The organism is Nucisporomicrobium flavum (genome assembly GCF_016464385.1).
In the GTDB taxonomy this organism is placed as follows: Bacteria; Actinomycetota; Actinomycetes; order Mycobacteriales; family Micromonosporaceae; genus Actinoplanes; species Actinoplanes flavus_A.
On sequence record NZ_JADMLH010000004.1, the window covers coordinates 241997 to 265072 of the forward strand.

The following is a 23076-nucleotide window of genomic DNA, read 5'->3' on the forward strand; positions in this document are numbered from 1 at the left end:
GACGCTAGCAAAGAGGGTCAGGGGCGGCGGCCGTACAGGAGCTTCACCGCCTTGACGATGCGCCGCACCTGCGCGGGGGTGCGCTCGAACGTCATCGAGGGCAGCAGCGACGGCCCCCGGCGTACGGTGATCGACTTGGGCACGCCGAACTCGCGCAGCCCGTCGTCGCCGTGGATGCGGCCGAAGCCCGAGTCGCCGACGCCGCCGAACGGCAGCGTGGCCATGCCGACGAAGGTCAGCGTCGAGTTCACCGCGACCATGCCGGCCTTCAGCCGCCGGGCGATCCGCACGCCGTTCGCCTTGCCGAAGACCGCGCCGCCCAGGCCGTACGGCAGCGCGTTCGCCCGCCGCACGGCCTCGTCGGCGTCCGTGACCTTGGTGATGGTCAGCGTGGGACCGAACGTCTCCTCCCGGATCGCCGCCGATTCCTCGGGTACGTCGACCAGCACGGTCGGCGCCACGCTGGGCGGCTGCACCGCGCCGGCGCCGCCCAGGACCGCGCGGCCGCCCGAGGCGAGGGCGCCGTCGATGTGTCGCCGGACCACGTCGAGCTGACCGGGCATCGTCATCGGGCCGATGTCCTCACCGAGCTTGAGCTTGCCCGCCTTGGCCACCACGGCCTCCACGAACGCGTCGTAGACGGGCGCCACGGCGTACACCCGCTCGATGCCGATGCAGGTCTGCCCGGCGTTCGTCATGCCGCCCCACACGGCGGCCTCGGCCGCGGCGCTCACGTCCGCGTCGGCGTCGACGATCAGCGCGTCCTTGCCGCCCGCCTCGATGAGCACCGGGGTCAGGGTCTCCGCACAGGCGGCCATGACCTTCTTCGCGGTGGCGGTGGAGCCGGTGAAGGCCAGCTTGCCGATCCCCGCCCGGCACAGCGCGGCGCCGACGTCGCCGAGCCCGTGCACCACCTGCAGCACCGGCTGCTCCGGTACGACCTCCGCGAACGTGTCGACGATCCACTGACCCACCACGGGCGTGTACTCGCTCGGCTTGAGCACGACGGCGTTGCCGGCCGCGAGCGCCCCGGAGATCGGGCCGAGCGGCGTGAGGATCGGGTAGTTCCAGGGGCCGATGACGCCGACGACCCCGTACGGCTGGTACTCCAGGTGCCCGGAGTGCTCAGCCAGCAGCAGCCGCATCTTCGTCCGGCGCGGCCCGAGCACCCGCTTGGCGTTGCGCGCGGCCCAGTCGATGTGCTCGATCGCGGCGGCGGCCTCCACGATCGCGTCGGCCGGCGGCTTGCCCGTCTCGGTGTGGGTGAGCTCGGCCAGCTCGTCGATGCGCTCGGCGAGCAGCGCCCGCCACCGCAACAGCCGGGTCCTGCGCTCGTCGAATCCCAGGGCCGCCCACCAGGCGCCGGCCGCGCGGGCCCTCCGGACGGCCGACGCGACGTCGTCCGGGCCGGAGATGGGTACGCGCCCTGCCTCGGCGCCGGTCGCGGGGCTGGTCGAGATGAGGACGCCGTCCTCGACCACGGGCATGCCGGGAGTACGCGTAGCCGTCATGAACGCGAGTCTAAGTCGCGTTCGGCGTTACGCGCCTCACACGTACGCTTGATCTGTGAGCCCCCGCCGGAATCGTGCCCGCCGCGACGCGACCTCGTTCATGCCGGACGAGCGCGTACGCCGGGGCGTCGAGGGCGTCCAGCAGTACCAGGACGGCGAGTGGATGGTCCGCTCGATCTTCGGCGGGGCCGCCGTCAAGACGTACCGCTGCCCGGGCTGCCTGCAGGACATCCGTCCCGGCGTCGCGCACATTGTCGCGTGGCCCGCGGACGAGCGCGGTGACGCCTCCGACCGCCGACACTGGCACACCGGATGCTGGCGGGCGCGCGACCGGCGCGGCCCGGCCGTGGAGCGCTCGCGGAACGCGCCCCGCTATGGGTAAGGATGGTCAGCGTGACCGCTGCGATTCGAGCCAACTCCATCCTTCCCGCACACCGGGAGGACATCGAGCTGCACACCGCCGACGGCCTGCGGCTGGTCGGTGAGCTGGCCCGCCCGCTCGACCGCGACCCGGTCGCCACGCTGGTCTGCCTGCACCCGCTGCCCACCCACGGCGGCATGATGGACAGCCACGTCTTCCGTAAGGCCGCCTGGCGCCTGCCCGCCCTCGCCGGCCTGGCCGTCCTGCGGTTCAACACCCGCGGCACCTCCAGCGTGCGCGGCACCAGCGAGGGCACCTTCTCCGGCGCGGTCGACGAGAAGTACGACGTCGCCGCCGCGATCGAGTACGCCGAGTTCCACGACCTCCCGGACATCTGGCTCGTCGGCTGGTCGTTCGGCACCGACCTCACGCTGATGCACGGCCTCGACCCGGGCATCAGCGGCGCGATCCTGCTCTCCCCGCCCCTGCGCTTCTCCGGGCCCGAGCACCTGGCGGCCTGGGCGGCGGACGGGAAACCGGTGACCGCGCTCGTCCCCGAGTTCGACGACTACCTGCGTCCCGCCGAGGCCGTCGAACGGTTCCAGGCGATCCCGCAGGCCGAGGTGGTCGGCGTCCCGGGCGCCAAGCACCTGTGGGTCGGCGACGCCGAGAAGGTCCTCGACGAGATCGTGCGCCGGGTCGCCCCCGGCGTGCCGGTGCCGCTGCCGCGCGAATGGGACGGGCCGATGGAGTCGGGCGACATGAACGCGTACGCCGACCGTACCGTCGCCGCCTTCTCGGACGTCCCCGTCCCGAAGCCGCTCGCCCAGGACACGCCCTAACCCCGGTAGAGCTCCACCGGGAGGTACAGCCCCTGCCGGGCGGCGCGCATGGCGGCCATCGTGCGGGAGCCGGCGTCGAGCTTCGCCATCACGTGCTCGACGTGGGAGATCACCGTACGCGGGCTGACGAACAGGGCGGCCGCGATGCGGGCGTTGGACCAGCCCTCCACCAGCCCGCCCAGCACCTCCAGCTCGCGCCGCGTGAGCCCGTGCAGCGGCGGGGCGGTGGCCACCAGGAGCACGGCACGGAAGGTGCCGGGCGCGACGGCGGCGCACGACAGTGCGGTGACCCGCACCAGCTCGCCGGTGCGGATGCCGGCGTCCACCGGATACAGGAACGACGTGCAGGCGCCGTCACGTTCCAGCCGGGCGGCGGCGACGTCCGCCACGGCGGACCCGGGGTGAACCACCGGATGGCCGGCGCGCCCCGGCAGGGGCTCTATCCGCCCGGAACGGGTCAGGACAGCGGCGGCGTCGGCCTCCCCGACGATGCCGGCGATCGTGCGGACGGACCGCAGGGGGTCGAGCGCGGCGGCGATCAGCGGCAGCACCCGCTGCAGCAGCGCGCACGCCTCGTCGCTCGCCGGCGTGACATCGCCGCTTTTGAACCACAGCAGCCCGAGACAGCGGCCGTCGGGTGTGATCAGCCCCGCGCCGAGGCCCTCGCGGAACCCCGCCGGCTGCAGATGCTCGGCCCACGTGGGCAGCTCCATCGGGGCCACCGGCAGATCCTTCACCCGCATCGGGCGTGCGGCGCGCAGGAGGGAGGCGCGCTCTATCTCGTCGACGAAGGTGCTGCTGTCGAGGTACTGATGGATCGGCTCGTAGCCGCGCCGCGCGACCGGCACCTGCACCCGCCGCTCGGCATCGAAGAGCGAGATCAGAGCCGCGTCGAAGCGGTACACCCGGCGCAACGGCTCCAGGAGGGCCAGCGCGCGCTCCTCGGCCGCGCCGCCGACAGCCGCCACGGCGGCGATCTGCGCCACCGTGCCTTCCGGATCGACCGGTGCCACGCCACCATCACCGTCCCGGGACCCACCAACCTCCGAGCGACGGCCCGAGCGTAGTGCCTGTTCCGGACCCCGGCGACGCTCGTCACCGCCGCGGGTGACGCAGGCCGGCCCCCAGGGGGACCGGACGTGGCGTCCACGCGGCGGTGAGCCTGAGCCAGGCGCCCCGGCAGCCCATGAGGCCGAGCATCTCGGTCAGAACGGGGCTGTCGGCGATGAGCGCGACGTCGTAGCCGCGCGCGGCCCATTCCGCGTACAGCGCGATCACCGCCCGGGCGCCGGCCACGTCGACGAACGTGAGCCCGGAGAGGTCCAGCCTCACCCGTACGGTCCCGCTCCGGACCGGCATCGCGTTCGCCTGCGACGAGAGCTCCGGGGCGACCGCGTGATCGAGCTCTCCGCACAGGCTCACCGTGACCACGCCGGGGCGGCCGGACAGGGCGAGCACGAGGAAGTGATGACGGCTCCCGGCCGGGGCATTTTCCAGGAAGACTCGGCGAACTCCTTACGACCAGAGTTCCCCGAGCCTGCCAGCACGGCAGGGGCCGGCACATCGGAAGAAATGCCGAGAACGAGCGGCGGGCGCCTCAGCTCACTTCGTCTCCATGCTGGGGTTGACCACTTCCCGGACGATCAGCTGGATCGCCGCCACCAGCGGGATGGCGATCAGCGCGCCGATCACGCCGAACAGGCCGACGCCCAGCAGGGCGGCGGTCACCGCGGCCACGTCGCTGACCTTCACCGAGCGGCGCATCACGTTCGGGTAGATCAGGTAGTTCTCCACCTGCTGGTAGATGATGAAGAACACGAGGCAGGCGATGCCGTGCGGCAGCGAGTCCGCGAAGCCGACCAGGCTCACGATGACCGCGCCCAGCGTCGCGCCGATCTGCGGGATGAGGTCGCACACCGCCACCACCACGGCCAGCGCGAACGGATAACCCAGCCCCAGGATCATGGCGAACACCCAGGTGGAGATGCCGGCCAGCACGGCGATGGCCAGCGCACCCACCATGTACGCGCCGACCTTCGTCAGGATCTCGTCGGTCAGCAGCCGCACCCGGTGCCGCCGCGACGCCGGGACCAGCCCGTACGCCGCCTCCTTGATCCGCTCGAACGCGGCCATGAAGTAGATGGTCAGCACCAGCACGGTCAGGACGTTGAAGATCGTGCCGAACAGCAGCTTCGCGCCGCCGACCACTCCGCCGAGCGCGTTCGTGACCGTACCCGGGTTGAGTGCGCTGCCCAGCTTCGTCGCGATGTCGTACCGCTCGACCAGGTCGTTGATCGTCTGATTGCGCTGCAGGCTCTGGATGTAGCCCGGCAGGTTCCCGACCAGCTCACCGGTCTGGGTGACCAGCGGCGGGATGAGCGCGACGACACCCCCGCACAGCAGCAGCACGACGGTCAGCGAGACCACGGTGACGGCCAGCCAGCGGGGCAGGCCCCAGCTGCGCAGCCGCACGATCGCCGGGTTCAGCCCGATCGCCAGGAACATCGCCACGAAGATCAGCACGAGGATCGAGGCGGCGTTGCGCAGGCCCAGGAAGATCCCGTACGCGACCAGCACGCCGAGCCCGCCCAGCAGGCCGATGAGGAACGGGTTGCGCCGGTTCAGCGGGGGACCGGGCGCCCCGAAATCGCCGCTGACGAGCTCCGCAGCCGCCGCGTCCCCCAGCCTGCCGGCGCCGCCCTCTGACGTGCGGGCGCTGCCCGTGGCGGCCGGGCCGCCCTCCGGCGTGCTGCTTTCTGAGGTGCGCGCGGCAGCCGCGCTGCTTTCCGGATCGCGGGCCACGGCACCGGGCGCCGCCGCCGTCATGCCCGGTGCATCCGCCGGCACCGGGTCCGGGTCGACGGCGCGCGTCGCGTCCGTGGCGGGTGCGGGGACCGGCGTCGCGGGAACCTCGTCGGGACGGGGCTCGTCAGCCGTCACCGTTACCTCCACTCGCGTCCGGGGAGGTCACCCACGCGGCGACCGGAGATCCCGGCGGGCAATGTATCGGTCGGGCCGTATGACCCGCCACCCGCCGGGCGGCGTGTCCGCTGGTCAGTCGGCGTCGGCGCCGACGCGGGTGGTGGAGGACGGGCGGGAGGTCACCTTGGCGGAGGCGGTGACCTTCGCCGGGGTCGCGGCCGGTGCCGGGCCCGCCTTGTCCTGCGGCTGGCCGGCCGCGGCGACCGGGGAAGCCTGCGGCGCCACCGTCGCGGTCCCGGTGGCCGGTGCGGCGGCGTTGCCGCCGGCCGGGGCAGCGGTCGCGCTTCCGGCGGCCGGAGCCGCCGCGGCCTGGGCTGGGTTCGACGTGGCCTGGGCCGGGTTCGGCCTGGCCTGGGCCGGGTTCGGCGTGGCCGGGGCGGGAGCCGGAGTCGCCGCGCGTGCGGTGTCCGGGGCGTCGTCCTCGTCGTCGGGCGAGGCCGCCGCCGCGAGCACAGCCGCCGCGGCCAGCTCGGCGACGCGCTTGGCCTCCTTCTGCACCTGGCGGCGTACGTCGGTGGCGTGGCGCTGGGCGGCCTCACCCGCGCGCTTGGCCTCCGCCACGTGCTGGAGTTCGGTCTCGAGTTCGCGCTGCACCTCGGCCAGTCGCTGCTGGACGCGGTCCGCCTCGCGCTCGGCGGAACGGGCCTGCTCCTCGGCGTCGGCGAGCCTCTTCTCCGCCGCGGTGACCTTGGCCTGGGCCGCCTCGAGGTCGCGGGCGGCCACGGCCGCCTTCTCCTGGTGGCCGGCGATCTCCTTGCGGACCGCGGTGGCCTGCTCGTCGGAGCGGCGCAGGACCTCCTCGGCGTACTTGTCGGCCTCGCTGCGCAGGTCGGCGCACTGCTTCTCGGCGGCGGCGCGCATCTGGCCGAGCTCCTGGACGACCTCCTGGCGGCGCTCGCCGACCTCGCGCTCGACGGTGGCGCGGAGCTCCTTGAGCTGCCGGTCCGCCTCGGCGCGCAGCTGGGCGATCTCCTGCTGGGCCTTGTCGCGCAGCGCCTTGATCTCCTGGTCGGCCTGGACCCGCGTGGACTTGGCGTAGCCGTCGGCCTCGGAGCGGATCCGCTGCGTCTCCTGGGCGGTGCGCTCGCTGAGCTGCTGGGCCTCGGCGCGGGCGCGGGAGAGGATCGCTTCCGCCTCGGCGCGCATCTGCTCGGCACCCTGGCGGGTCGCGGCGACGGCCTTCTCGGCGGCGGCGCGGCGGGCGGCGTCGACCTTCTCCTCCTCGGCCCGGCGGGCGGCGAGGGCGATCTCGAAGTCGCGGATGCCGTTGTGCGCGTGCGCTTCGGCCTCGGCGCGGATGCGCTCGGCCTCGGCGAGGCGGGCGGCGATGTCGTCGGTGGCCGAGCTCTTGATGTCCGCGGCGACTTCCTCGGCCTTGGCGAGGATCTCCTCGACCTTGGGGCCCAGGTGGCGGAAGGACACCTCGGCGCCGACACCAGGGTTGCGGCGGGCCTGCGCCAGCTCCTGCTGCAGCCGGTCGAGCTGGCCCATCATCGCCTGGTTCTGCAGCTGGGCGCTGTCGCGCTCGCTGATCAGCGTGGCGATCTCCGTCTCCGCGCGGGCGACGTAGCGCTCGACCTGTTTCTTCTCGTAACCCCGCAGGGCGGTCTCGAAGCTGGGCTCCGGAGGGGTCTCCCCGCCGAGGCCGAAGATTTCACCGCCGTGCGACATGCTGTCCATCCTCACATACGCCTCGTCCCGTGACGGGCCGATACACACCGGCCTGGCCGGGACTGTGCGTCTGGTCGTGGTTTCCACCCACCCGCCCGAAACGGGTGGAGCATTTGTCCGTGCTCAGGCTACGCGGGGAAAACCAGCGGGCCGTACCGGAGGTGCTCCGGTACGGCCCGCTCACACGTCTTCGCACAGCCGGCCCGGTCCCTTAACCGTTGCGCACCGCCCGGGGTGGCGCAACCGGGGACCGAGTGGTGAAAAACTCAGCTCGTCTTCGCCGCAACTTCCGGCTTGTCCGCGTCCGCGCCGTCCTCGGCGGCACGCTGCGCCGGGGCTTCCGGTGCGGCGGCCTCGGCGCCCTTGGCCTGGGCCTGCACCGTCTCGACCGCCTTGGCCGCGGCACCGCCGACCGTGGGGACCAGGCCGGAGAGACCGGACAACATCTGGCCGAGCTGGTTGGTGACGGCGTCCTTCTGACGGGTGAGGTCCTCGACCTCGCGGCGGGCGGCCTGCGTGGTGAGCTCAGCCTCCGTGCGCGCATCGCTCAGCAGGCGCTGTGCCTCGCTGCGCGCCTCGGTGACGGTCTTGTCCGCGTGGGCGCGGGCCTTCTCCACGGTCTCGACCGCGTGCCGCTCGGACTCGACGCGGCGGGTCTCGGCGCGCTGCTCGATCTCCTTGGCGCGGTCCTCGGCGGCGCGGGCGCGCTCCTCGGCCTCGGACACCATCTTCTGCGTCGCGTTGACCTGGGCGGCGTGCCGCTCGGACTCCTCGCGCTCGGCCTTCTCCCGGCGCTCGGCGATCTCCAGCGCGAGGGCCTGCAGGTCCTTGTCGCGCTTGTCCCGGGCGTCGGTCAGCATCTTGGTCGCCTCGGCGCGCTTCTCCTCGGCCTCCCGGGCCGCCTTGGCGCGCAGCTGGGTGATCTCCCGCTCGGCGGTCGCCCGCAGCGAGGCCACCTCCCGCTCGACGGTCGACTTCAGCTCGGCGACCTCGTGCGCGGTGACCGTACGCAGCTGCTTGGTCTCGCGGTCGGCGTCGGAGCGCAGCGTGTCGGCCTCGCGCCGGGCCTGCACCCGGGCCTCGGCGGCCTCGCGCTCGGCGTGCGTCCGGACCTGCCCCGCCTCGCGCTCCGCCGTCGCCTTCATGGCGGCCGCCTCGGCACGAGCCTTGTCCGTGATCTCACGCGCCTCGAGCCGCGCCGCGGAGAGGATGCCCTCGGACTCCCGCTTGGCCTCGCTACGGTGGTCGTTCGCCTGCTCCTCGGCCAGCCGCAGGATCTGCTCCACCCGGGTGCCCAGCCCGGACAGGGTCGGCCGATTGTTCTCCTCGAGCAGCTTGTTGCTGTCCGCGAGCTTCTGCTCGAGCGCGTTCAGGCGCTGCTCGGCCTGCCGCAGCCGGCGCTGCGCGTCGTTCATCCGCTGCTCGGCCTCGCCGCGGGCCTGCTCGGACTGGTTCAGGGCGGCGACCAGCCGGCCGAGGTGGGCGTCCACCTGCCCGCGGTCGTATCCACGCAGGACAACAGTGAAGTCGTGCTGCGAGTTTGCGGTTTCGAAGAACGCGAGATTGGCATCCTGCTGCTGGGGCATTGCGACATACTGGCAGACCCCCCAGGGGGCTACGCAAGAGCGTACGGGCCGGGTATTCCGGCCTAAGATCACCTTCGACCTGGCTGTCGAGCCCTCGTCGGCCGTTCGGCCAGCACCCCCTAAGGGGCCGCCCGCGCAGCGTCGCCACGCCGCTACCTGCTGTGCAGCCAAGGTGCGGAAGATCGTCTCACACGGGGGGCGTGCGGCGCTCCTCGATGGCCTCGATCCTGCCAGTACGCAGCCATTGCGTGGGGACTATTCACCCGCAAGGCGTACGAAACAGGCGACGCGCGCGGTCAGGCGGGCCGGCTGGGCTCCACCAGCTCGACGAGCACCCCGCCGGCGTCCTTCGGGTGCACGAAGTTGATCCGCGACCCCGCCGTGCCCCGCCGCGGCTCGTCGTAGAGCAGCCGCAGCCCGCGAGCGCGCAACGCGGCCGAGGCCTCCTCGACGTCGCGCACCGTGTACGCCAGCTGCTGGAGCCCCGGCCCGTTGCGGTCCAGGAACTTCGCGATCGCCGAGTCGGGTCGCAGCGGCGCGAGCAGCTGGATGCGGGCGCCCTCACCGTCGGGACCGGCGGCGATCATGGCCTCGCGGACGCCTTGTTCCTCGTTCGTCTCCTCGTGCACGCAGCGCATGCCGAAGGCGCGGTCGTAGAAGGCGATGGCCTCGTCGAGGTCGGCGACGGCGATCCCCACGTGATCGACGCGCAGGAGGCCTACCGGCGGCAAGGATTCCATGTCGGAGAGTGTGACATTCTCGCTCTCGTCCCCGCTGGGTGACGTAACCGTCATCCGGCTAGTCTGACCTAACCATCGTTCAGGCGTCACGGCCGGTCCCATGAGGGCACAGTCGTGCCCCCGGACAACGCCACTTGAAGCGACCACGCCACCCGAAAGCGAAGCTCCCGTGACCAGTTCGGTGATCGTCAGCGGCGCCCGTACCCCGATGGGCCGCCTCCTCGGCAACCTCAAGAACGTTCCGGCCACCGCCCTCGGCGGTTACGCGATCGCCGCGGCGCTCGAGCGCGGCGGGGTACGCCCGGAGCAGGTCCAGTACGTGATCATGGGCCAGGTGCTGCAGGCGGGTGCCGGGCAGATCACCGCTCGGCAGGCCGCGGTCGCCGCGGGCATCCCGATGTCCACGCCGGCGGTGACCGTCAACAAGGTGTGCCTCTCCGGCCTCGACGCGATCGCGCTGGCCGACCAGCTGATCCGCGCCGGCGAGTTCGACATCGTGGTGGCCGGCGGCATGGAGTCGATGACCAACGCGCCGCACCTGATGCTGGGTCAGCGGCAGGGCAAGAAGTACGGCGACATCCTGGTGCGCGACCACACCGCGTACGACGGCCTGATGGACCCGTGGGACGGCATCTCCATGGGTGAGTCGACCGAGCGCAGCGGCAAGGACCTCGGCATCTCGCGCGCGGAGCAGGACGCGTTCGCCGCGCTCAGCCACCAGCGGGCCGCCGCCGCCCAGCGCAACGGGCACTTCGCCGACGAGATCGTCCCGGTCAAGGCCGGGCTGCGCGGGGTCGACGAGGTGGTCGACACCGACGAGGGGGTACGCCCCGACGCCACCGCCGAGTCGCTGGGCAAGCTGCGCCCGGCGTTCGCGAAGGACGGCACCATCACCGCGGGCAGCGCGTCCCCGATCTCGGATGGCGCCGCGGCCGTCGTGGTGATGAGCCGGACGAAGGCGGAGGAGCTCGGTCTGACCTGGCTCGCCGAGGTCGGCGCGCACGGCAACGTCGCGGGGCCGGACAGCTCGCTGCAGGCCCAGCCGGCCAACGCGATCAAGCACGCGCTGGCCAAGGAGGGCCTGACCGTCGCCGACCTCGACCTGATCGAGATGAACGAGGCGTTCGCGCAGGTCGTGATCCACTCGATGCGTGAGCTGAAGGTCAACGAGGACATCGTCAACGTCAACGGCGGCGCGATCGCGCTCGGTCACCCGATCGGCATGTCCGGCGCCCGGCTGGTGCTGACCCTCGCGCTGGAGCTCCAGCGCCGCGGCGGCGGCGTCGGCGCGGCCGGCCTGTGCGGCGGCGGCGGGCAGGGTGACGCTCTGATCATCAAGGTGCCCGCGGCATGAGCGAGGGCGCTGCGGCGTCCAAGGGGGCCAGGCGCCGGGACGTCCCGACGCTCGTCGCGCGGGCGCGTGAGGGCGACCCGAGGTCCGTCGCGCGCCTGATCAGCATGGTCGAGGACGGCGACCCGAAGCTCGCCGAGGTCGCCGCCGCCCTTGCGCCGTACGCCGGCCGCGCCCAGGTCGTCGGCCTCACCGGCTCACCCGGGGTCGGCAAGTCGACCACCACGAACGAGCTGGTGCGCGCCCTGCGTACGGCCGGCCGCCGGGTCGGGGTGCTCGCGGTCGACCCGTCCAGCCCGTTCACCGGCGGCGCGATCCTGGGCGACCGCGTCCGCATGCAGGAGCACACCACCGATCCCGGCGTGTACATCCGGTCCATGTCGAGCCGGGGTCAGCTGGGCGGGCTGTCGGCCGCCACGCCGCAGGCCGTCCGCGTCCTGGAGGGCGCCGGGTGTGACGTGGTGCTGGTGGAGACGGTCGGTGTCGGCCAGGCCGAGGTGGAGATCGCCTCGCTGGCCGACACCACGCTGGTGCTGCTCGCGCCCGGGATGGGCGACGCCATCCAGGCCGTGAAGGCGGGCATCCTGGAGATCGCCGACGTCTTCGTGGTCAACAAGGCCGACCGGCCCGGCGCGGACGCCACGTACCGCGACATGCAGGGAATGCTGAGCCTCGGCGAGCGCGGTGCCGGTGACTGGCGGCCGCAGGTCGTGCGGGCCACCGCGGTCCGGGGCGAGGGCATCGACGACGTGGTGGCGGCCATCGAGAAGCACCGGGCGTGGCTGGAGAAGTCCGGCACGCTGCGGGCCGTGCACGAGAAGCGGGCCGCCGTCGAGGTCGAGGCGATCGCGCTCGGCACGCTGCGTGCGCGCATGGGCAACCTCCGCGAGGGTACGGCCCTCAGCAAGCTGGCCGCCCAGGTGGCGGACGGCGAGCTGGATCCGTACGCGGCCGCCGAAGCCCTGCTGTCCGAGCTCGGGACGAATACATAGGGGATTCACAGCTGTGCGCCTCAACCCGGCCGCCGCAGCGCCGATGGGAGGAATCGGCATCCCGCGCTCCGGCGGGTAGCAGGACCGGGATCGAGGTGGCCATGGTGCGGCGGCCTCTCGCGCGCCTTCGGCGGGCCGATCCGTTGCTCGTCGCCCTCGTCTTCCTGCTCGTGGCCACGGTGGTCGGCTTCGGTTCCGGTGCGGGTCCGACTGCTGCCCACGTCACGGCGTTCTGGTTGCTGATGATCGCGGTGCAGGTGCCCTTCGCCGTGTCGGCCTGGCGGGTGTCGGGTCACCCGGCGTCCTCGGACCCGAGGGGCGCCGCCGGGCGCGCCATGTGGCGGCTGTTCTCGGTGGCCGGCGCGGTGCTGGTGCTCGGCAACGTCGTGCAGGTGGGCTTCGTGCTGCGCGACCCCCTGTCCGTAGGCGCGGCGATCGGCTCAGACTTCCAGTACGGCTCCCTCGCGCTCGCCATGGCCTTGATCGTCGTCGGTCTGCTGCGCTATCCGATGGGCGACATGGGCGCCGCCCAACGCTTACGGATGCGCATCGACGGAGCCACGGTGATGGCGGCGGCGACCACGTTCGGGCTGTGGGTCCTCGAGCTTCCACCGGGTCCGCGGGACGCCGGCTGGTTCCTGGACACGGCGACCCTCATGCTCGTCCAGCCCGGCCTGTTCCTGGTCGCCGTCTTCGCCGTCGTGAAGATCGTGCTGGGCCGTCAGCCGGCGTTCGTGCGGACCGCCGGAATCCTGAGCGGCACCGCCGCCGGGTTGCAGGCGCTGCTGCAGGCCGTGCCGGTCCCGTACTACGTCGCGCCCGCCACCATGACCTGGCTGTTCGCGGGGAATGTACTGGTCTGCGGCCTGATCGCGATCGGCGCGCGGATCCAGGAACGGTCGGTGCGGGCCGGTCCACCGCCGGCTCCACGGGGTGCGAAGCGGCCGTACAGCCTGCTGCCGTACGCGGCCATGGCGGCCGTCTGGCTGCTCGCCGCCGCCGTCCTGGCGCTGCACGGGCTGGACCTGCGGGCCTGGGTGGTGGTGGCGGGGGCCAACGTGACCACCGCGCTGGTCGTCGCCCGGCAGGTGGCGGCGTTCCGGCACATCGCGGAGCTGCTGCGGGAACGCGACGAGCTGACCGCCCAGCTCACCGAGATGGCCTACCACGACGCGCTCACCAAGCTCGCCAACCGCGGCCTGTTCATGCAGCGGCTGGCCGACGGGCTGGCGGCCGGCCCGGTCACGGTGTTCCTCATCGACCTGGACGACTTCAAGCCGGTCAACGACGCGCACGGGCACGCCACCGGCGACCGGCTGCTCATCGAGGTCGGCCGGCGGCTGCGGGGCTGCGTCCGCGCCGGCGACACGGTGGCCCGCCTCGGCGGCGACGAGTTCGCCGTGCTGATCCTGGACGTCTCGGACGACCGGCGCCGGCAGGTGGCCGACGACCTCGCCCGGGCGTTGCGGGGAACCGCCCGGGTCGGCGCGGTGGAGGTGCCGCTGAGCGCGAGCATCGGCATGGCCGTCGGGCGCGACGGCGGGCAGGACCCGGACAGCCTGCTGCACGCGGCCGACATGGCGATGTACGCCACCAAGGAGCACCGGCGCCACCTGCCCACCGGTAACCGTCAGTGATATTGGTGCGGCAAGGAGTAACTCGTCTTTTCCGCCAGGGTTGACGACGCGTTCCCGCTGGTAGCCTTGCCGCCCTCTGGCCAGGAGGAACTCCATGCGTACGAGACTGTTCGCCCTCGCCGCGGTCGCCGCGACCGCGCTCTCCGGCATGTCCGCATGCACGGACAGTGACGACGGGGACGGCGGCGCCGCCTCGGGCGGCGGCACCCGCGCCGGGGCCGGCGCCGGCAAGGTCGGCGTGATCCTGCCGGACACCACCACCTCGCAACGCTGGGGCACCGACGACCCGAAGCTGCTGCAGGCTGCCTTCGACGCGGCCGACGTGCCGGTCGACATCCAGAACGCCCAGGGTGACAAGGCCCAGTTCCAGCGGATCGCGGACAGCATGATCGCCGGTGGCGTGAAGGTGCTGATGATCGTGAACCTGGACTCGGCGACCGGCAAGGTCGTTCTCGACAAGGCCAAGGCCGAGGGCGTCCGGACCATCGACTACGACCGGCTCACCCTCAACGGCGGCGCGGACTACTACGTCAGCTTCGACAACGAGCAGGTCGGCGTGCTGCAGGGGCAGGGCCTGGTGCGCTGCATGGGTGGGGGCGCCACGGCCGGCGCCGAGCCGCCGATGATCGCCGACCTGAACGGCTCGCCGACCGACAACAACGCCTCCCAGTTCAAGGAGGGTTACGACTCGGTGCTGCAGCCCAGGTACGACAGCGGCGAGTACCTCAAGGGTCCCGACCAGTCCGTCGAGGACTGGGACAACAAGGAGGCCGGCGTGGTCTTCCGGGAGATGTGGGAGCAGACCAACAAGAACATCGACGGCGTTCTGGCCGCCAACGACGGCCTGGGCAACGCCGCGATCTCGATCCTCAAGAAGGACGGCATGAACGGCAAGATCCCGGTCACCGGCCAGGACGCCACCGTTCAGGGCCTGCAGAACATCCTCGCCGGCGACCAGTGCATGACCGTGTACAAGCCGATCAAGAAGGAGGCCGACGCGGCGGCGGACCTGGCGATCCGGCTCTACCGCGGCGAGCGGCCGACCACCGGCGACCGGGTGAAGGACCCGGAGTCGGGCGCGTACGTGCCGGCCGTGCTGCTGGACCCGCTGCCGATCGCCAAGAAGGACATCAACCTGGTGATCAAGGACGGCTTCGTCGAGAAGAAGGCCGTCTGCGCCGGGCGGTTCGCCCCGCTCTGCCGCGACGCCGGGATCAAGTAACCGGGTCCCGTTCGCCCGCCGCCGCTCGCCAGGGCACCCGGTCGATCGCCACGAACGCGAGCCCGAGCAGCCAGAACGCCACCGCGAAGAACACCGCGCTCAGCGAGACCCCCGCGTAGCCCAGATCGGTGACGTCGATGAACGGGTACGGGTACGTGTGCGTGATCAGCCCGCGGACCAGCGCGAAGCCGAGGTAGCCGAGCGGGAAGGCGAGCCAGAAGGCGGCGTACCGCCAGCGGAACCTGCGGCGCTCGTCGAAGATCAGCCAGTCCAGCACGGCGAGCAGCGGGACGACCGTGTGCAGCAGCTGGTTGCCGACCGCCTCGGCGGGGGTGCGATCGACCGGGCCCATCGAGAAGCCGCTCGCCGGGTTCGCGAGCACCAGGTGGTACACGAGGCCGGTGATCGCCACGTACAGCGTGACCGCGCCCTTGAGCGCCGGCCGGTCGATCGGTCCGCGGAAGGCGGCCCAGCCGGCGAAGAGGCCGTACGCCACATTGCTCTGGATCGTGAAGTAGGGCAGCAGGCCGGACACGGTGGCGGCCCCGGCCGCCGTCAGCGCCACACCGGCGATGACGGCGACCAGGGCCGTGATCCGCAGAAATCTCACGAGGGAAAGCTACCGCCCGGTAGTTCAGCAGGCGGCGTCGGTGCCCGCCACGTTCACCGCGGTCCAGGCCTTCTGCACGGCCTTGTACTCGGTGCCGCAGCGGCCGTACAGGTCGGTCGCCGCGGAGAGGGTGTACCCGCGGGCCTTCGCGTACGTCGTGCTCGAGGTGAAGTAGGTGGTCAGCGCCCGGTACCAGATGGCCGCCGCCTTGGCCCGGCCGATGCCGGTGACCGCGCCGGCGGAGCCGCACACCGGGGAGGTGCCGTACGCGGTGGCGCCGGTGCCCTCCGCCAGGTTGAAGAAGAAGTGGTTGCCGACGCCCGAGGAGTAGTGCACGTCGACGCTCTTCGTGCTGGTCGACCAGCAGTTCTGGCTGCCGCGGCCGTCCAGCGACGGGTTGTACATGTAGCGCAGCGGCGTGCCGTTGCCGTTGATGTTGATCTTCTCGCCGATCTGGTAGTCACCGGGGTCGCTGCTGTTGCCGGCGTAGAACTCGACCATCGTGGCGAAGATGTCGGAGGTCGCCTCGTTGAGGCCGCCGGACTCGCCCGAGTAGGTCAGGCCGGCGGTGCGCTCGGTGACGCCGTGGGACATCTCGTGCGCGGCCACGTCCATGGACACCAGCGGCTTGGCGTTGCCGGAGCCGTCGCCGTACGTCATCTGCGAGCCGTCCCAGAACGCGTTGACGTACGCGTTGCCGTAGTGCACCCGCGACGGCACGCCGGTGCCGTTGTTGAAGATGCCCTTCCGCCCGAACGTCGAGTTGTAGTAGTCGTACGTCTTCGCAGCGCCGTAGTGCGCGTCGACCGCGGCCGACTGGCGGCTGCTCGTGGTGCCCGTACCCCAGACGTTGTCGGCGTCGGTGAACAGCGTGCACGAGCCGGAGGTCCGGTTGTTCATGTCGCAGGTCGTACCGTTGCCGTGCGCCGCGTCCTTGAGGCTGTAGCTGCTCGTCGACACCTGCGTGGTGGTGATGGAGACGGCACCCGAGTAGAGGCTGTTGCCGGTGGCGGTCTCGACGGTGTCCCACGAGCTGAGCACCTTGCCGGTGGTCGCGTCGGTGACGACGTGCAGGCGCGACGGGGTCTGACCGTCCGGGGCCATGCCGGCGACGACCGTCTCGTACGCGAGCGTGCCCGAGCCCTGGGTCGCGTCCACCACCAGCTCCGGCGAGCCGAGGTCGGTGACCGTACCCGTGAAGTGGCTCTTCGCCGCGGCGGCGGCCGATGCGGCGCTGCGCGAGGGCGTGGTGCTCAGCGACAGCGGGGCGGTGAGGCCGACCGACGCGCTGCGCAGGGCCCCGTTCGCGCCGTGCAGCACGAAGTCGCCGCCCAGCACGCGCAGCCCCTGATAGGTACGGCGGTAGCGCACGTGGGTCGTGCCGTCGGCGTCCTTGGCGCTCGCGATGACCGCGAAGGCGTCGGCGGTGCTCGCCTTGACGGCGGCGCGGTGGGCGGAGGGGGACAGGGGATCGGCTGCCGGTGCCGCGTTCGCGGCCTCGGCGCCGGCCAGCAGTCCGCCCAGGAGCAGGGCAGTGCCGACGGCAGCGATGGACTTCTTCACTCGGGGGGTCTCCTGACCGTTGGGGGGAGCGGCGGTGGCCACGCGGTCAGACTTCCGTTGATATGCAGCACTGTGAATATCCTGAAAACGTCATAGCATCGGCGATCACTTCCGTCCGGGGCTTAGCGATCGTTCAGGTTTGTGCCTACGATGGGCGCCATGGACGCAGCCGACATCGCCGCCGGTCGCGAGCGCTGGCAGAAGCGCTACGACGACGCCCGCAAACGGGACGCCGACTTCACCACGCTGTCCGGGACCAGCGTCGATCCCGTCTACGGGCCCGCGCCCGGCGACACCGTCGAGGACTTCGACCGCATCGGCTGGCCGGGCGAGTTCCCGTACACCCGGGGTCTCTATCCGACCGGTTACCGCGGACGGACCTGGACCATCCGGCAGTTCGCGGGCTTCGGCAACGCCCAGCAGACCAACGAGCGCTACAAGATGATCCTGGCCGCCGGCGGCGGCGGGCTGAGCGTCGCGTTCGACATGCCGACGCTGATGGGCCGCGACTCCGACGAGCCGCAGTCGCTCGGCGAGGTCGGGCACTGCGGCGTCGCGATCGACTCGGCCGCCGACATGGACGTGCTGTTCGACGGCATCAACCTGCAGGACGTCACGACCAGCATGACGATCTCCGGCCCGGCCGTGCCGGTCTTCTGCATGTACCTGGTCGCGGCCGAGCGGCAGGGCGCCGACCTCGGCAAGCTCGACGGCACGCTGCAGACCGACATCTTCAAGGAGTACATCGCGCAGAAGGAGTGGCTGTTCGCCCCGGAGCCGCACCTGCGCCTGATCGGCGACCTGATGGAGTACTGCGCCCGGGAGATCCCGCGCTACAAGCCGCTGTCGGTCTCCGGCTACCACATCCGCGAGGCCGGCTCGACCGCTGCGCAGGAGCTCGCGTACACGCTGGCCGACGGCTTCGGGTACGTCGAACTCGGGCTCTCCCGCGGCCTCGACGTCAACACGTTCGCGCCCGGCCTCAGCTTCTTCTTCGACGCGCACGTCGACTTCTTCGAGGAGATCGCGAAGTTCCGGGCGGCCCGCCGCATCTGGGCCCGCCACCTGCGCGACGACTACGGCGCCACCAGCGAGAAGGCGCTCTGGCTCAAGTTCCACACGCAGACCGCCGGGGTGTCGCTCACCGCGCAGCAGCCGGTCAACAACGTCGTGCGTACGGCCGTGGAGGCCCTGGCCGCGGTGCTCGGCGGCACCAACTCGCTGCACACCAACGCCCTCGACGAGACCCTCGCCCTGCCCACGGACGAGTCGGCCGAGATCGCCCTGCGGACCCAGCAGGTGCTGATGGAGGAGACCGGCGTGACCAACGTGGCGGACCCGCTCGGCGGCTCCTGGTACGTGGAGGCGCTGACCGACCGGATCGAGGCCGAGGCGGAGGAGATCTTCGCGCGCATCCGCGACCTCGGCCACGACGGCACGATGACCTCGGGCATCCTGCGCGGCATCGAGGACGGCTGGTTCACCGCGAACATCGCCGAGGCCGCGTTCACCTACCAGCAGGCCCTCGAGAAGGGCGACAAGAGGATCGTCGGCGTCAACGTGCACACCGGCACGGTCGCCAAGGACCTCGAGATCCTGCGCGTCTCGCACGAGGTCGAGGTCGTGCAGCGGCGCGAGCTGGCCGCTCGCAAGGACAACCGTGATCGCGTACGCGTGGAGCAGGCGCTGGCGCGCCTGGTGGAGACCGCCCGCGGCGACGGGAACATGATCCCCGCGATGCTCGACGCGGCCCGGGCCGAGGCCACGCTGGGCGAGATCTGCGGCGCGCTCAAGGACGTCTGGGGCATCTACCGCGAGCCCGCCCGCTTCTAGTTCTTCTCGGGCCGCAGCCCTGTGAGCACGATGTCGAGGTAGCGGTCGGCGGCGGCCTCCGGGTCGCCGCCGCTGCGGGCCGCGTGCTGGATGCCGCAGGTCAGCCGTCTGAAGTCGTCAGGCGTGACGTCCGGGCGTACGACGCCGGCCTCGCGCGCCCGGTCCAGCACCCGCAGCGACGCGGCGCCCAGCTCCCTGCTCAGGTTCTGCGTGTCGACGCACTCGAAGCCCGGCTCCGACAGCACCGCCGCCAGGCTCGCATCGGTGAGCTGCCGGCGTAGCGCCGCCCGGAGCAGGTTCGCGAGGCCCGTGGCGATGTCCGGGTTCTCCGCCGCCGCCCGTGCCTCCGCCACCAGCTCGGTGAAGCTCTCGGTCGCGAGGCCCTCCAGTAGCGACCGGCGGCTGGGGAAGTGCCGGTACACCGTGCCCACGCCCACGCCCGCTTCCTTGGCGATGGCGTTCATCGGCAGCTCCAGGTCGCCGGCCGCGATCCGGGCCCGGGCGGCCGCGAGCGTCTGGGCCCGTACGCGGGCGGAGTCTGCGCGCAAGGTCACAGGCAGAGGATAACCCATCCGCTGCCGTGCTACTGTCGGCTCTTAGCGGATAAAGAATCCGTTCTTTGCGTCCCTGGAGGCACCGATGGCACTCAGCTGGAACTACGACGACATGCCGGACCAGACCGGCCGGACGGTGCTGATCACCGGCGCCAGCAGCGGGCTGGGCCTCGTGCTGGCCGATCGGCTGGCCCGGCGCGGCGCGTCGGTGATCATGGCGGTCCGCGACGTGGCCAAGGGCGAACGGGCCCGCGCCGGGCTGACCGGCGACCTCGAGGTGCGGCAGGTCGACCTGGCCGACCTGGACTCGGTCCGGAGCTTCGCCGAGGGGATGCGCGCCGACCGCCGGCGCATCGACGTGCTCGTCAACAACGCGGGGATCGGCGGCCAGACGCGGGAGCTGACGCGCCAGGGCCACGAGAGCGTGTTCGCCACCAACCACCTCGGTGCATTCGCGCTCACCGGCCTGCTGCTCGACCTGTTCCGGCCCGATCACGATCCGCGCGTCGTGGCGGTCGGGTCCAACCTCTACCGGCGGATCAAGGTGCGTACCGACTTCGAGGACCTGAGCGCCGAGGGTGGATTCTCGCCGGGGACCGCGTACGTGAGGTCCAAGCTGGCGAACATCCTCTTCGGAGCGGAGCTCGACCGCCGGCTGCGCCGGGCGGGCAGCCCGGTGCGTAGCTTCCTGAGCCACCCCGGCATGGCGTCCACCCCGATGCACGACAGCGCCCGGACCTTCGCGCAGCGGGCGATGGTCACGATCGGCGGTGCCCTGTTCAGCCGGCCGGTCGAGCAGGCCGCGCTGCCGCTCGCGTTCGCGGCCACCGACCCGGCCGCCCGGACCGGCGTCTTCCTCGGCTTCGCCCCGCGGAAAAAGGACATCAGGGTGCACTTCGATGCGCTCGTGCCGCCCGCCGACGATCTCGCCCTGGCCGCCCGGCTGTGGCGCATCTCGGAGGAGGCGACCGGGGTGCGCTACCTCGGCGACCCCGTGCTCGCCGAGGGCGACGACCAGCGGCTGTGACGTCCGATATCGCCTGCCCGGCGGCGCGGCGGACACGCGGGAGTGCGTGCGAGACTAGGTAACCATGAGCGACCCACGGACCACTCCGTCGATCTTCACCCGCGGCGCGGTCGATCTCGGCGCGCTGCGCCCGGCGAGCAAGCCCACGCCGTCCGCCCAGGCCGCCTCCGGGCCGGCCGCAGGCGCCGCCGCCACGCCCGCTGCGGGCCCGGCCACCGGCATCCCGGGCGGCTCGCCCGCCGCGGTGATCGACGTGACTGAAGAGAACTTCCAGACGACGGTGCTGCAGCTGTCGATGACGACGCCGGTCATCCTCGACTTCTGGGCCGACTGGTGCGAGCCCTGCAAGCAGCTCAGCCCGATCCTCGAGAAACTGGCCGCCGAGGGCGGCGGCAGCTGGGTGCTCGGCAAGGTCGACGTGGACGCCAACCCGCGGCTGGCACAGGCGCTGCGGGTGCAGGGCATCCCGATGGTGGTCGCGGTCGTCGGCGGCCAGCTCGTCGAGGGCTTCACCGGCGTGCTGCCCGAGGCCGAGGTGCGCCGGTACGTCGACGCGGTGCTCAAGGCCGGCGGCGTGCAGGTCGCCCCGGCGGAGGACCCGCGGATGGACGCGGCCGACGACGCGCTGATGAGCGGCGACCTGGACGAGGCCGAGGCGGCGTACCGGAAGATCCTCGCCGAGTCCCCGCAGGACCGGGCGGCCGAGTCGGGGCTCGCCCAGGTCGAGCTCTACCGCCGGATCGAGGGCGTCGACCCGGCCGCGGTGCTGGCGAAGGCGGCCGCCGACCCCGACGACCTCGACGCGCAGCGGCTCGCCGCGGACATCGAGGTCCTCAGCGGACAGGCGCCGGAGGCGTACGAGCGCCTCGTCGCCGCGGTGAAGCGGTCCGCCGGCGAGGAGCGCGACGCCGTCCGCAAGCACCTGCTGTCGCTGTTCACCGTCGCCGGACCGGACGACCCGGCGGTGGCGAGCGCGCGCCGTGCGCTTGCCCGCGCGCTCTTCTAGGCACAGTACGGGGGCCCCATGCGCCGCATAGCCGTGCTCGACGCGCCGTCCAACCTGGGACTGCGCCCGCCGACCGGGACGTCGGTCCCCGGCTGCGCCAAGGCGCCCGGAGCCCTGCGCGACCAGGGGCTGCTGCGCCGGCTCGACGCCCGGGACGCGGGCTGCCTCACACCCCCGCGCTACGACCCGGGGGAGTGGCGGCCCGGCGACGGCGTCTGCCACGCCTCCGAGATCTCGCTGTACTCGCGCCGGCTCGCCGACCGCATCGGCGCGATCATCGACCAGGGCGAGTTCCCCGTCGTGCTCGGCGGGGACTGCTCGATCGTGCTCGGCTCGGCGCTGGCCATGCACCGCCTCGGCGAGGCCGTGGGCGGGCGCATCGGACTGGTCTTCGTGGACGGCCACTCGGACTTCCGGCACCCCGGCAACGCCTCGTACGTGGGCGCGGCCGCGGGCGAGGACCTGGCCCTCGTGACCGGCCGCGGCCAGGTCGACCTGGCGGCGATGGAGGGCCGGCGGCCGTACTACCGCGACATCGACGTGGTGGTCATGGGCATCCGTGCCCAGGACGAATACCGCCTCGACCTCCAGGCCGCGGGCATCGTCACCCGCCCGGTCCCGACGCTGCGCGTGGAAGGCGCCGCCCGCAGCGCCCAGTGGGCCCGCGAGCAACTCGTCGACTGCGCCGGCTACTGGGTGCACCTCGACGTGGACGTCCTCGACCCGGCGGTGATGCCGGCCGTGGACGCGCCGGAGCCGGGCGGCATCGCGTTCCCCGAGCTGGAGCTGCTCCTCGCCGGCCTGGTGGAGTCGCCGCACTGCCTGGGCGTGGAGATCACGGTCTTCGACCCGGACTACGACCCCGACGGCCGCTACGCCGAGGAGATCACCGCGGCGATCGTCGCCGGACTGAAGTCGGCGCACACGGTGGAGGCCCGGCCGGACCTGGTCGCCGCCCGCCAGGACCTCCTCGCGCCGGGCGCACCGGGCAAGCTCGCCCCCGCGCCGGCCTCGGCTCCGGCTTCCGGGGTGGGTTCCGCGCCGGCCTCGGACCCGGCTTCCGGGGTGGGTTCCGCGCCGGCTTCGGGGTCGGCTTTCGACGCGGGCTCCGGGCCGGCTGTCGGGGCGGCCGCGGCTTCGGCTGCCGGGGTGGGCTCCGCGGCCGATCCTGTGCAGGAGCGGCGTGCTGCTGCGGCGGCGGATGATGTGGCGCTCGCAGCGGCCGGGATGTCGGGCGGCGGGCCGGGTGCCAGCTTCGACGAGGTGGCGGTGCCGGCGACGACGCTGATGGCGGTCGAGGAGGCCGACGAGGTCGAAGCGCGGGTGGTGGAACCCGCCCCCGGCCCGGCCTTCGATCCCGCACCGGGTGCGGGCTTCGACGCCGACTTTGACGCTCCTGGGGCCAACGTTGAGGCCGACCGTGACGTTCCCGATGCCGTCGTCGAGGGTGACGCCGACCTTCACGCCCCCGATGCCGACCTTCACGCCCCCGATGTCGACGCCGAGGCGGACTTTGCCGACGCTGACGACGCGGCCTACGTGGAGCTCGTCGCCGACGACTTGGGTGCTGACGGCGGCGTGCCGGAAG

General features: G+C 72.4%; 19 protein-coding genes and 1 pseudogene. 10 read left to right on the forward strand and 10 right to left on the reverse strand.

Annotated elements, in window-relative coordinates; all coding sequences use genetic code 11:
* Positions 1-17: 17 nt before the first annotated feature.
* The gene (locus IT780_RS12790; protein WP_199511716.1) at positions 18-1511 is read right to left on the reverse strand and encodes an aldehyde dehydrogenase family protein; all 1494 of its coding nucleotides are present in this window, start codon (positions 1509-1511) and stop codon (positions 18-20) included.
* 55 nt (positions 1512-1566) lie between these two features.
* Here IT780_RS12790 and IT780_RS12795 point away from each other — a divergent pair, with 55 nt between their 5' ends.
* Positions 1567-1893 carry an Rv1322 family protein gene (locus IT780_RS12795; RefSeq protein ID WP_504739620.1) on the forward strand — a complete coding sequence of 109 codons (327 nt, stop codon included), beginning with the start codon at positions 1567-1569 and terminating at the stop codon, positions 1891-1893.
* Positions 1894-1904: 11 nt separating this feature from the next.
* A complete protein-coding gene (locus IT780_RS12800; protein WP_199511717.1) occupies positions 1905-2714 on the forward strand; it encodes an alpha/beta hydrolase in 810 nt (269 codons plus the stop codon).
* On the opposite strand, the gene IT780_RS12805 is transcribed toward IT780_RS12800, so the two are convergent.
* The 6 genes from IT780_RS12805 to mce form a co-directional block, all read right to left on the reverse strand.
* Positions 2711-3727 carry a LuxR C-terminal-related transcriptional regulator gene (locus IT780_RS12805; protein WP_307831159.1) on the reverse strand — a complete coding sequence of 339 codons (1017 nt, stop codon included), beginning with the start codon at positions 3725-3727 and terminating at the stop codon, positions 2711-2713. The genes IT780_RS12800 and IT780_RS12805 overlap by 4 nt on opposite strands.
* An 82-nt stretch (positions 3728-3809) precedes the next feature.
* On the reverse strand, positions 3810-4172 hold the full coding sequence (locus tag IT780_RS12810) for an STAS domain-containing protein (RefSeq protein WP_199511718.1): 363 nt from the start codon (positions 4170-4172) through the stop codon (positions 3810-3812).
* Positions 4173-4316: 144 nt separating this feature from the next.
* Positions 4317-5540 carry an AI-2E family transporter gene (locus tag IT780_RS12815; RefSeq protein ID WP_199511944.1) on the reverse strand — a complete coding sequence of 408 codons (1224 nt, stop codon included), beginning with the start codon at positions 5538-5540 and terminating at the stop codon, positions 4317-4319.
* A gap of 228 nt (positions 5541-5768) precedes the next feature.
* Positions 5769-7367: a Laminin subunit beta-1 gene (locus IT780_RS12820; protein WP_199511719.1), complete on the reverse strand. Its 1599-nt coding sequence runs from the start codon at positions 7365-7367 to the stop codon at positions 5769-5771.
* Between the two features lie 266 nt (positions 7368-7633).
* A complete protein-coding gene (locus IT780_RS12825; protein WP_199511720.1) occupies positions 7634-8953 on the reverse strand; it encodes a DivIVA domain-containing protein in 1320 nt (439 codons plus the stop codon).
* A 296-nt stretch (positions 8954-9249) separates the two neighbouring features.
* Complete coding sequence (gene mce, locus IT780_RS12830) at positions 9250-9693, reverse strand: methylmalonyl-CoA epimerase (RefSeq protein WP_199511721.1); 444 nt, start codon at positions 9691-9693, stop codon at positions 9250-9252.
* Positions 9694-9862: 169 nt separating this feature from the next.
* Between mce and IT780_RS12835 the strand changes: the two genes are divergently transcribed.
* The 4 genes from IT780_RS12835 (at position 9863) to IT780_RS12850 (ending at position 14895) form a co-directional block, all read left to right on the forward strand.
* Positions 9863-11047, forward strand: coding sequence for an acetyl-CoA C-acetyltransferase (locus IT780_RS12835; protein WP_199511722.1), 1185 nt, complete (start codon positions 9863-9865; stop codon positions 11045-11047).
* Positions 11044-12036, forward strand: a complete 993-nt coding sequence (gene meaB / locus IT780_RS12840; protein WP_199511723.1) for a methylmalonyl Co-A mutase-associated GTPase MeaB — start codon at positions 11044-11046, stop codon at positions 12034-12036. Before IT780_RS12835 ends, meaB begins: the two co-directional genes overlap by 4 nt.
* A 101-nt stretch (positions 12037-12137) precedes the next feature.
* Positions 12138-13673 (forward strand): GGDEF domain-containing protein, encoded by a 1536-nt coding sequence (locus tag IT780_RS12845; RefSeq protein WP_199511724.1) that lies wholly within the window; start codon positions 12138-12140, stop codon positions 13671-13673.
* A 94-nt stretch (positions 13674-13767) separates the two neighbouring features.
* The gene (locus tag IT780_RS12850) at positions 13768-14895 is read left to right on the forward strand and encodes a sugar ABC transporter substrate-binding protein (protein ID WP_199511725.1); all 1128 of its coding nucleotides are present in this window, start codon (positions 13768-13770) and stop codon (positions 14893-14895) included.
* Here the strand turns inward: IT780_RS12850 and IT780_RS12855 are convergent.
* The gene (locus tag IT780_RS12855; protein WP_199511726.1) at positions 14888-15505 is read right to left on the reverse strand and encodes a Pr6Pr family membrane protein; all 618 of its coding nucleotides are present in this window, start codon (positions 15503-15505) and stop codon (positions 14888-14890) included. The genes IT780_RS12850 and IT780_RS12855 overlap by 8 nt on opposite strands.
* Before the next feature lie 24 nt (positions 15506-15529).
* Positions 15530-17068 carry a M4 family metallopeptidase gene (locus tag IT780_RS12860; RefSeq protein WP_199511727.1) on the reverse strand — a complete coding sequence of 513 codons (1539 nt, stop codon included), beginning with the start codon at positions 17066-17068 and terminating at the stop codon, positions 15530-15532.
* 159 nt (positions 17069-17227) lie between these two features.
* On the opposite strand from IT780_RS12860, the gene icmA reads away from it, so the two are divergent.
* Entirely contained in the window at positions 17228-18901 is a 1674-nt protein-coding gene (gene icmA, locus IT780_RS12865) for a coenzyme B12-dependent isobutyryl-CoA mutase large subunit (protein WP_199511728.1), read from the forward strand.
* On the opposite strand, the gene IT780_RS12870 is transcribed toward icmA, so the two are convergent.
* On the reverse strand, positions 18898-19455 hold the full coding sequence (locus IT780_RS12870; RefSeq protein ID WP_199511729.1) for a TetR/AcrR family transcriptional regulator: 558 nt from the start codon (positions 19453-19455) through the stop codon (positions 18898-18900). The genes icmA and IT780_RS12870 overlap by 4 nt on opposite strands.
* An 85-nt stretch (positions 19456-19540) precedes the next feature.
* On the opposite strand from IT780_RS12870, the gene IT780_RS12875 reads away from it, so the two are divergent.
* The 3 genes and pseudogenes from IT780_RS12875 to IT780_RS43070 form a co-directional block, all read left to right on the forward strand.
* Entirely contained in the window at positions 19541-20482 is a 942-nt protein-coding gene (locus IT780_RS12875) for an SDR family NAD(P)-dependent oxidoreductase (protein WP_199511730.1), read from the forward strand.
* A gap of 64 nt (positions 20483-20546) precedes the next feature.
* Complete coding sequence (locus IT780_RS12880; protein ID WP_199511731.1) at positions 20547-21488, forward strand: tetratricopeptide repeat protein; 942 nt, start codon at positions 20547-20549, stop codon at positions 21486-21488.
* Positions 21489-21506: 18 nt separating this feature from the next.
* Positions 21507-22404, forward strand: a pseudogene (locus IT780_RS43070) (arginase family protein); the annotation flags it as partial.
* Positions 22405-23076 lie beyond the last annotated feature (672 nt).

Bases quoted from the DNA above. Each gene is read 5' to 3' on its own strand.
- mce (WP_199511721.1), bottom strand. From the start codon at position 9,693: ATGGAATCCTTGCCGCCGGTAGGCCTCCTGCGCGTCGATCACGTGGGG.
- IT780_RS12850 (WP_199511725.1), top strand. From the start codon at position 13,768: ATGCGTACGAGACTGTTCGCCCTCGCCGCGGTCGCCGCGACCGCGCTC.
- IT780_RS12825 (WP_199511720.1), bottom strand. From the start codon at position 8,953: ATGCCCCAGCAGCAGGATGCCAATCTCGCGTTCTTCGAAACCGCAAAC.
- IT780_RS12875 (WP_199511730.1), top strand. From the start codon at position 19,541: ATGGCACTCAGCTGGAACTACGACGACATGCCGGACCAGACCGGCCGG.
- IT780_RS12845 (WP_199511724.1), top strand. From the start codon at position 12,138: ATGGTGCGGCGGCCTCTCGCGCGCCTTCGGCGGGCCGATCCGTTGCTC.
- IT780_RS12820 (WP_199511719.1), bottom strand. From the start codon at position 7,367: ATGTCGCACGGCGGTGAAATCTTCGGCCTCGGCGGGGAGACCCCTCCG.
- IT780_RS12880 (WP_199511731.1), top strand. From the start codon at position 20,547: ATGAGCGACCCACGGACCACTCCGTCGATCTTCACCCGCGGCGCGGTC.
- icmA (WP_199511728.1), top strand. From the start codon at position 17,228: ATGGACGCAGCCGACATCGCCGCCGGTCGCGAGCGCTGGCAGAAGCGC.
- IT780_RS12815 (WP_199511944.1), bottom strand. From the start codon at position 5,540: ATGACGGCGGCGGCGCCCGGTGCCGTGGCCCGCGATCCGGAAAGCAGC.
- IT780_RS12790 (WP_199511716.1), bottom strand. From the start codon at position 1,511: ATGACGGCTACGCGTACTCCCGGCATGCCCGTGGTCGAGGACGGCGTC.
- meaB (WP_199511723.1), top strand. From the start codon at position 11,044: ATGAGCGAGGGCGCTGCGGCGTCCAAGGGGGCCAGGCGCCGGGACGTC.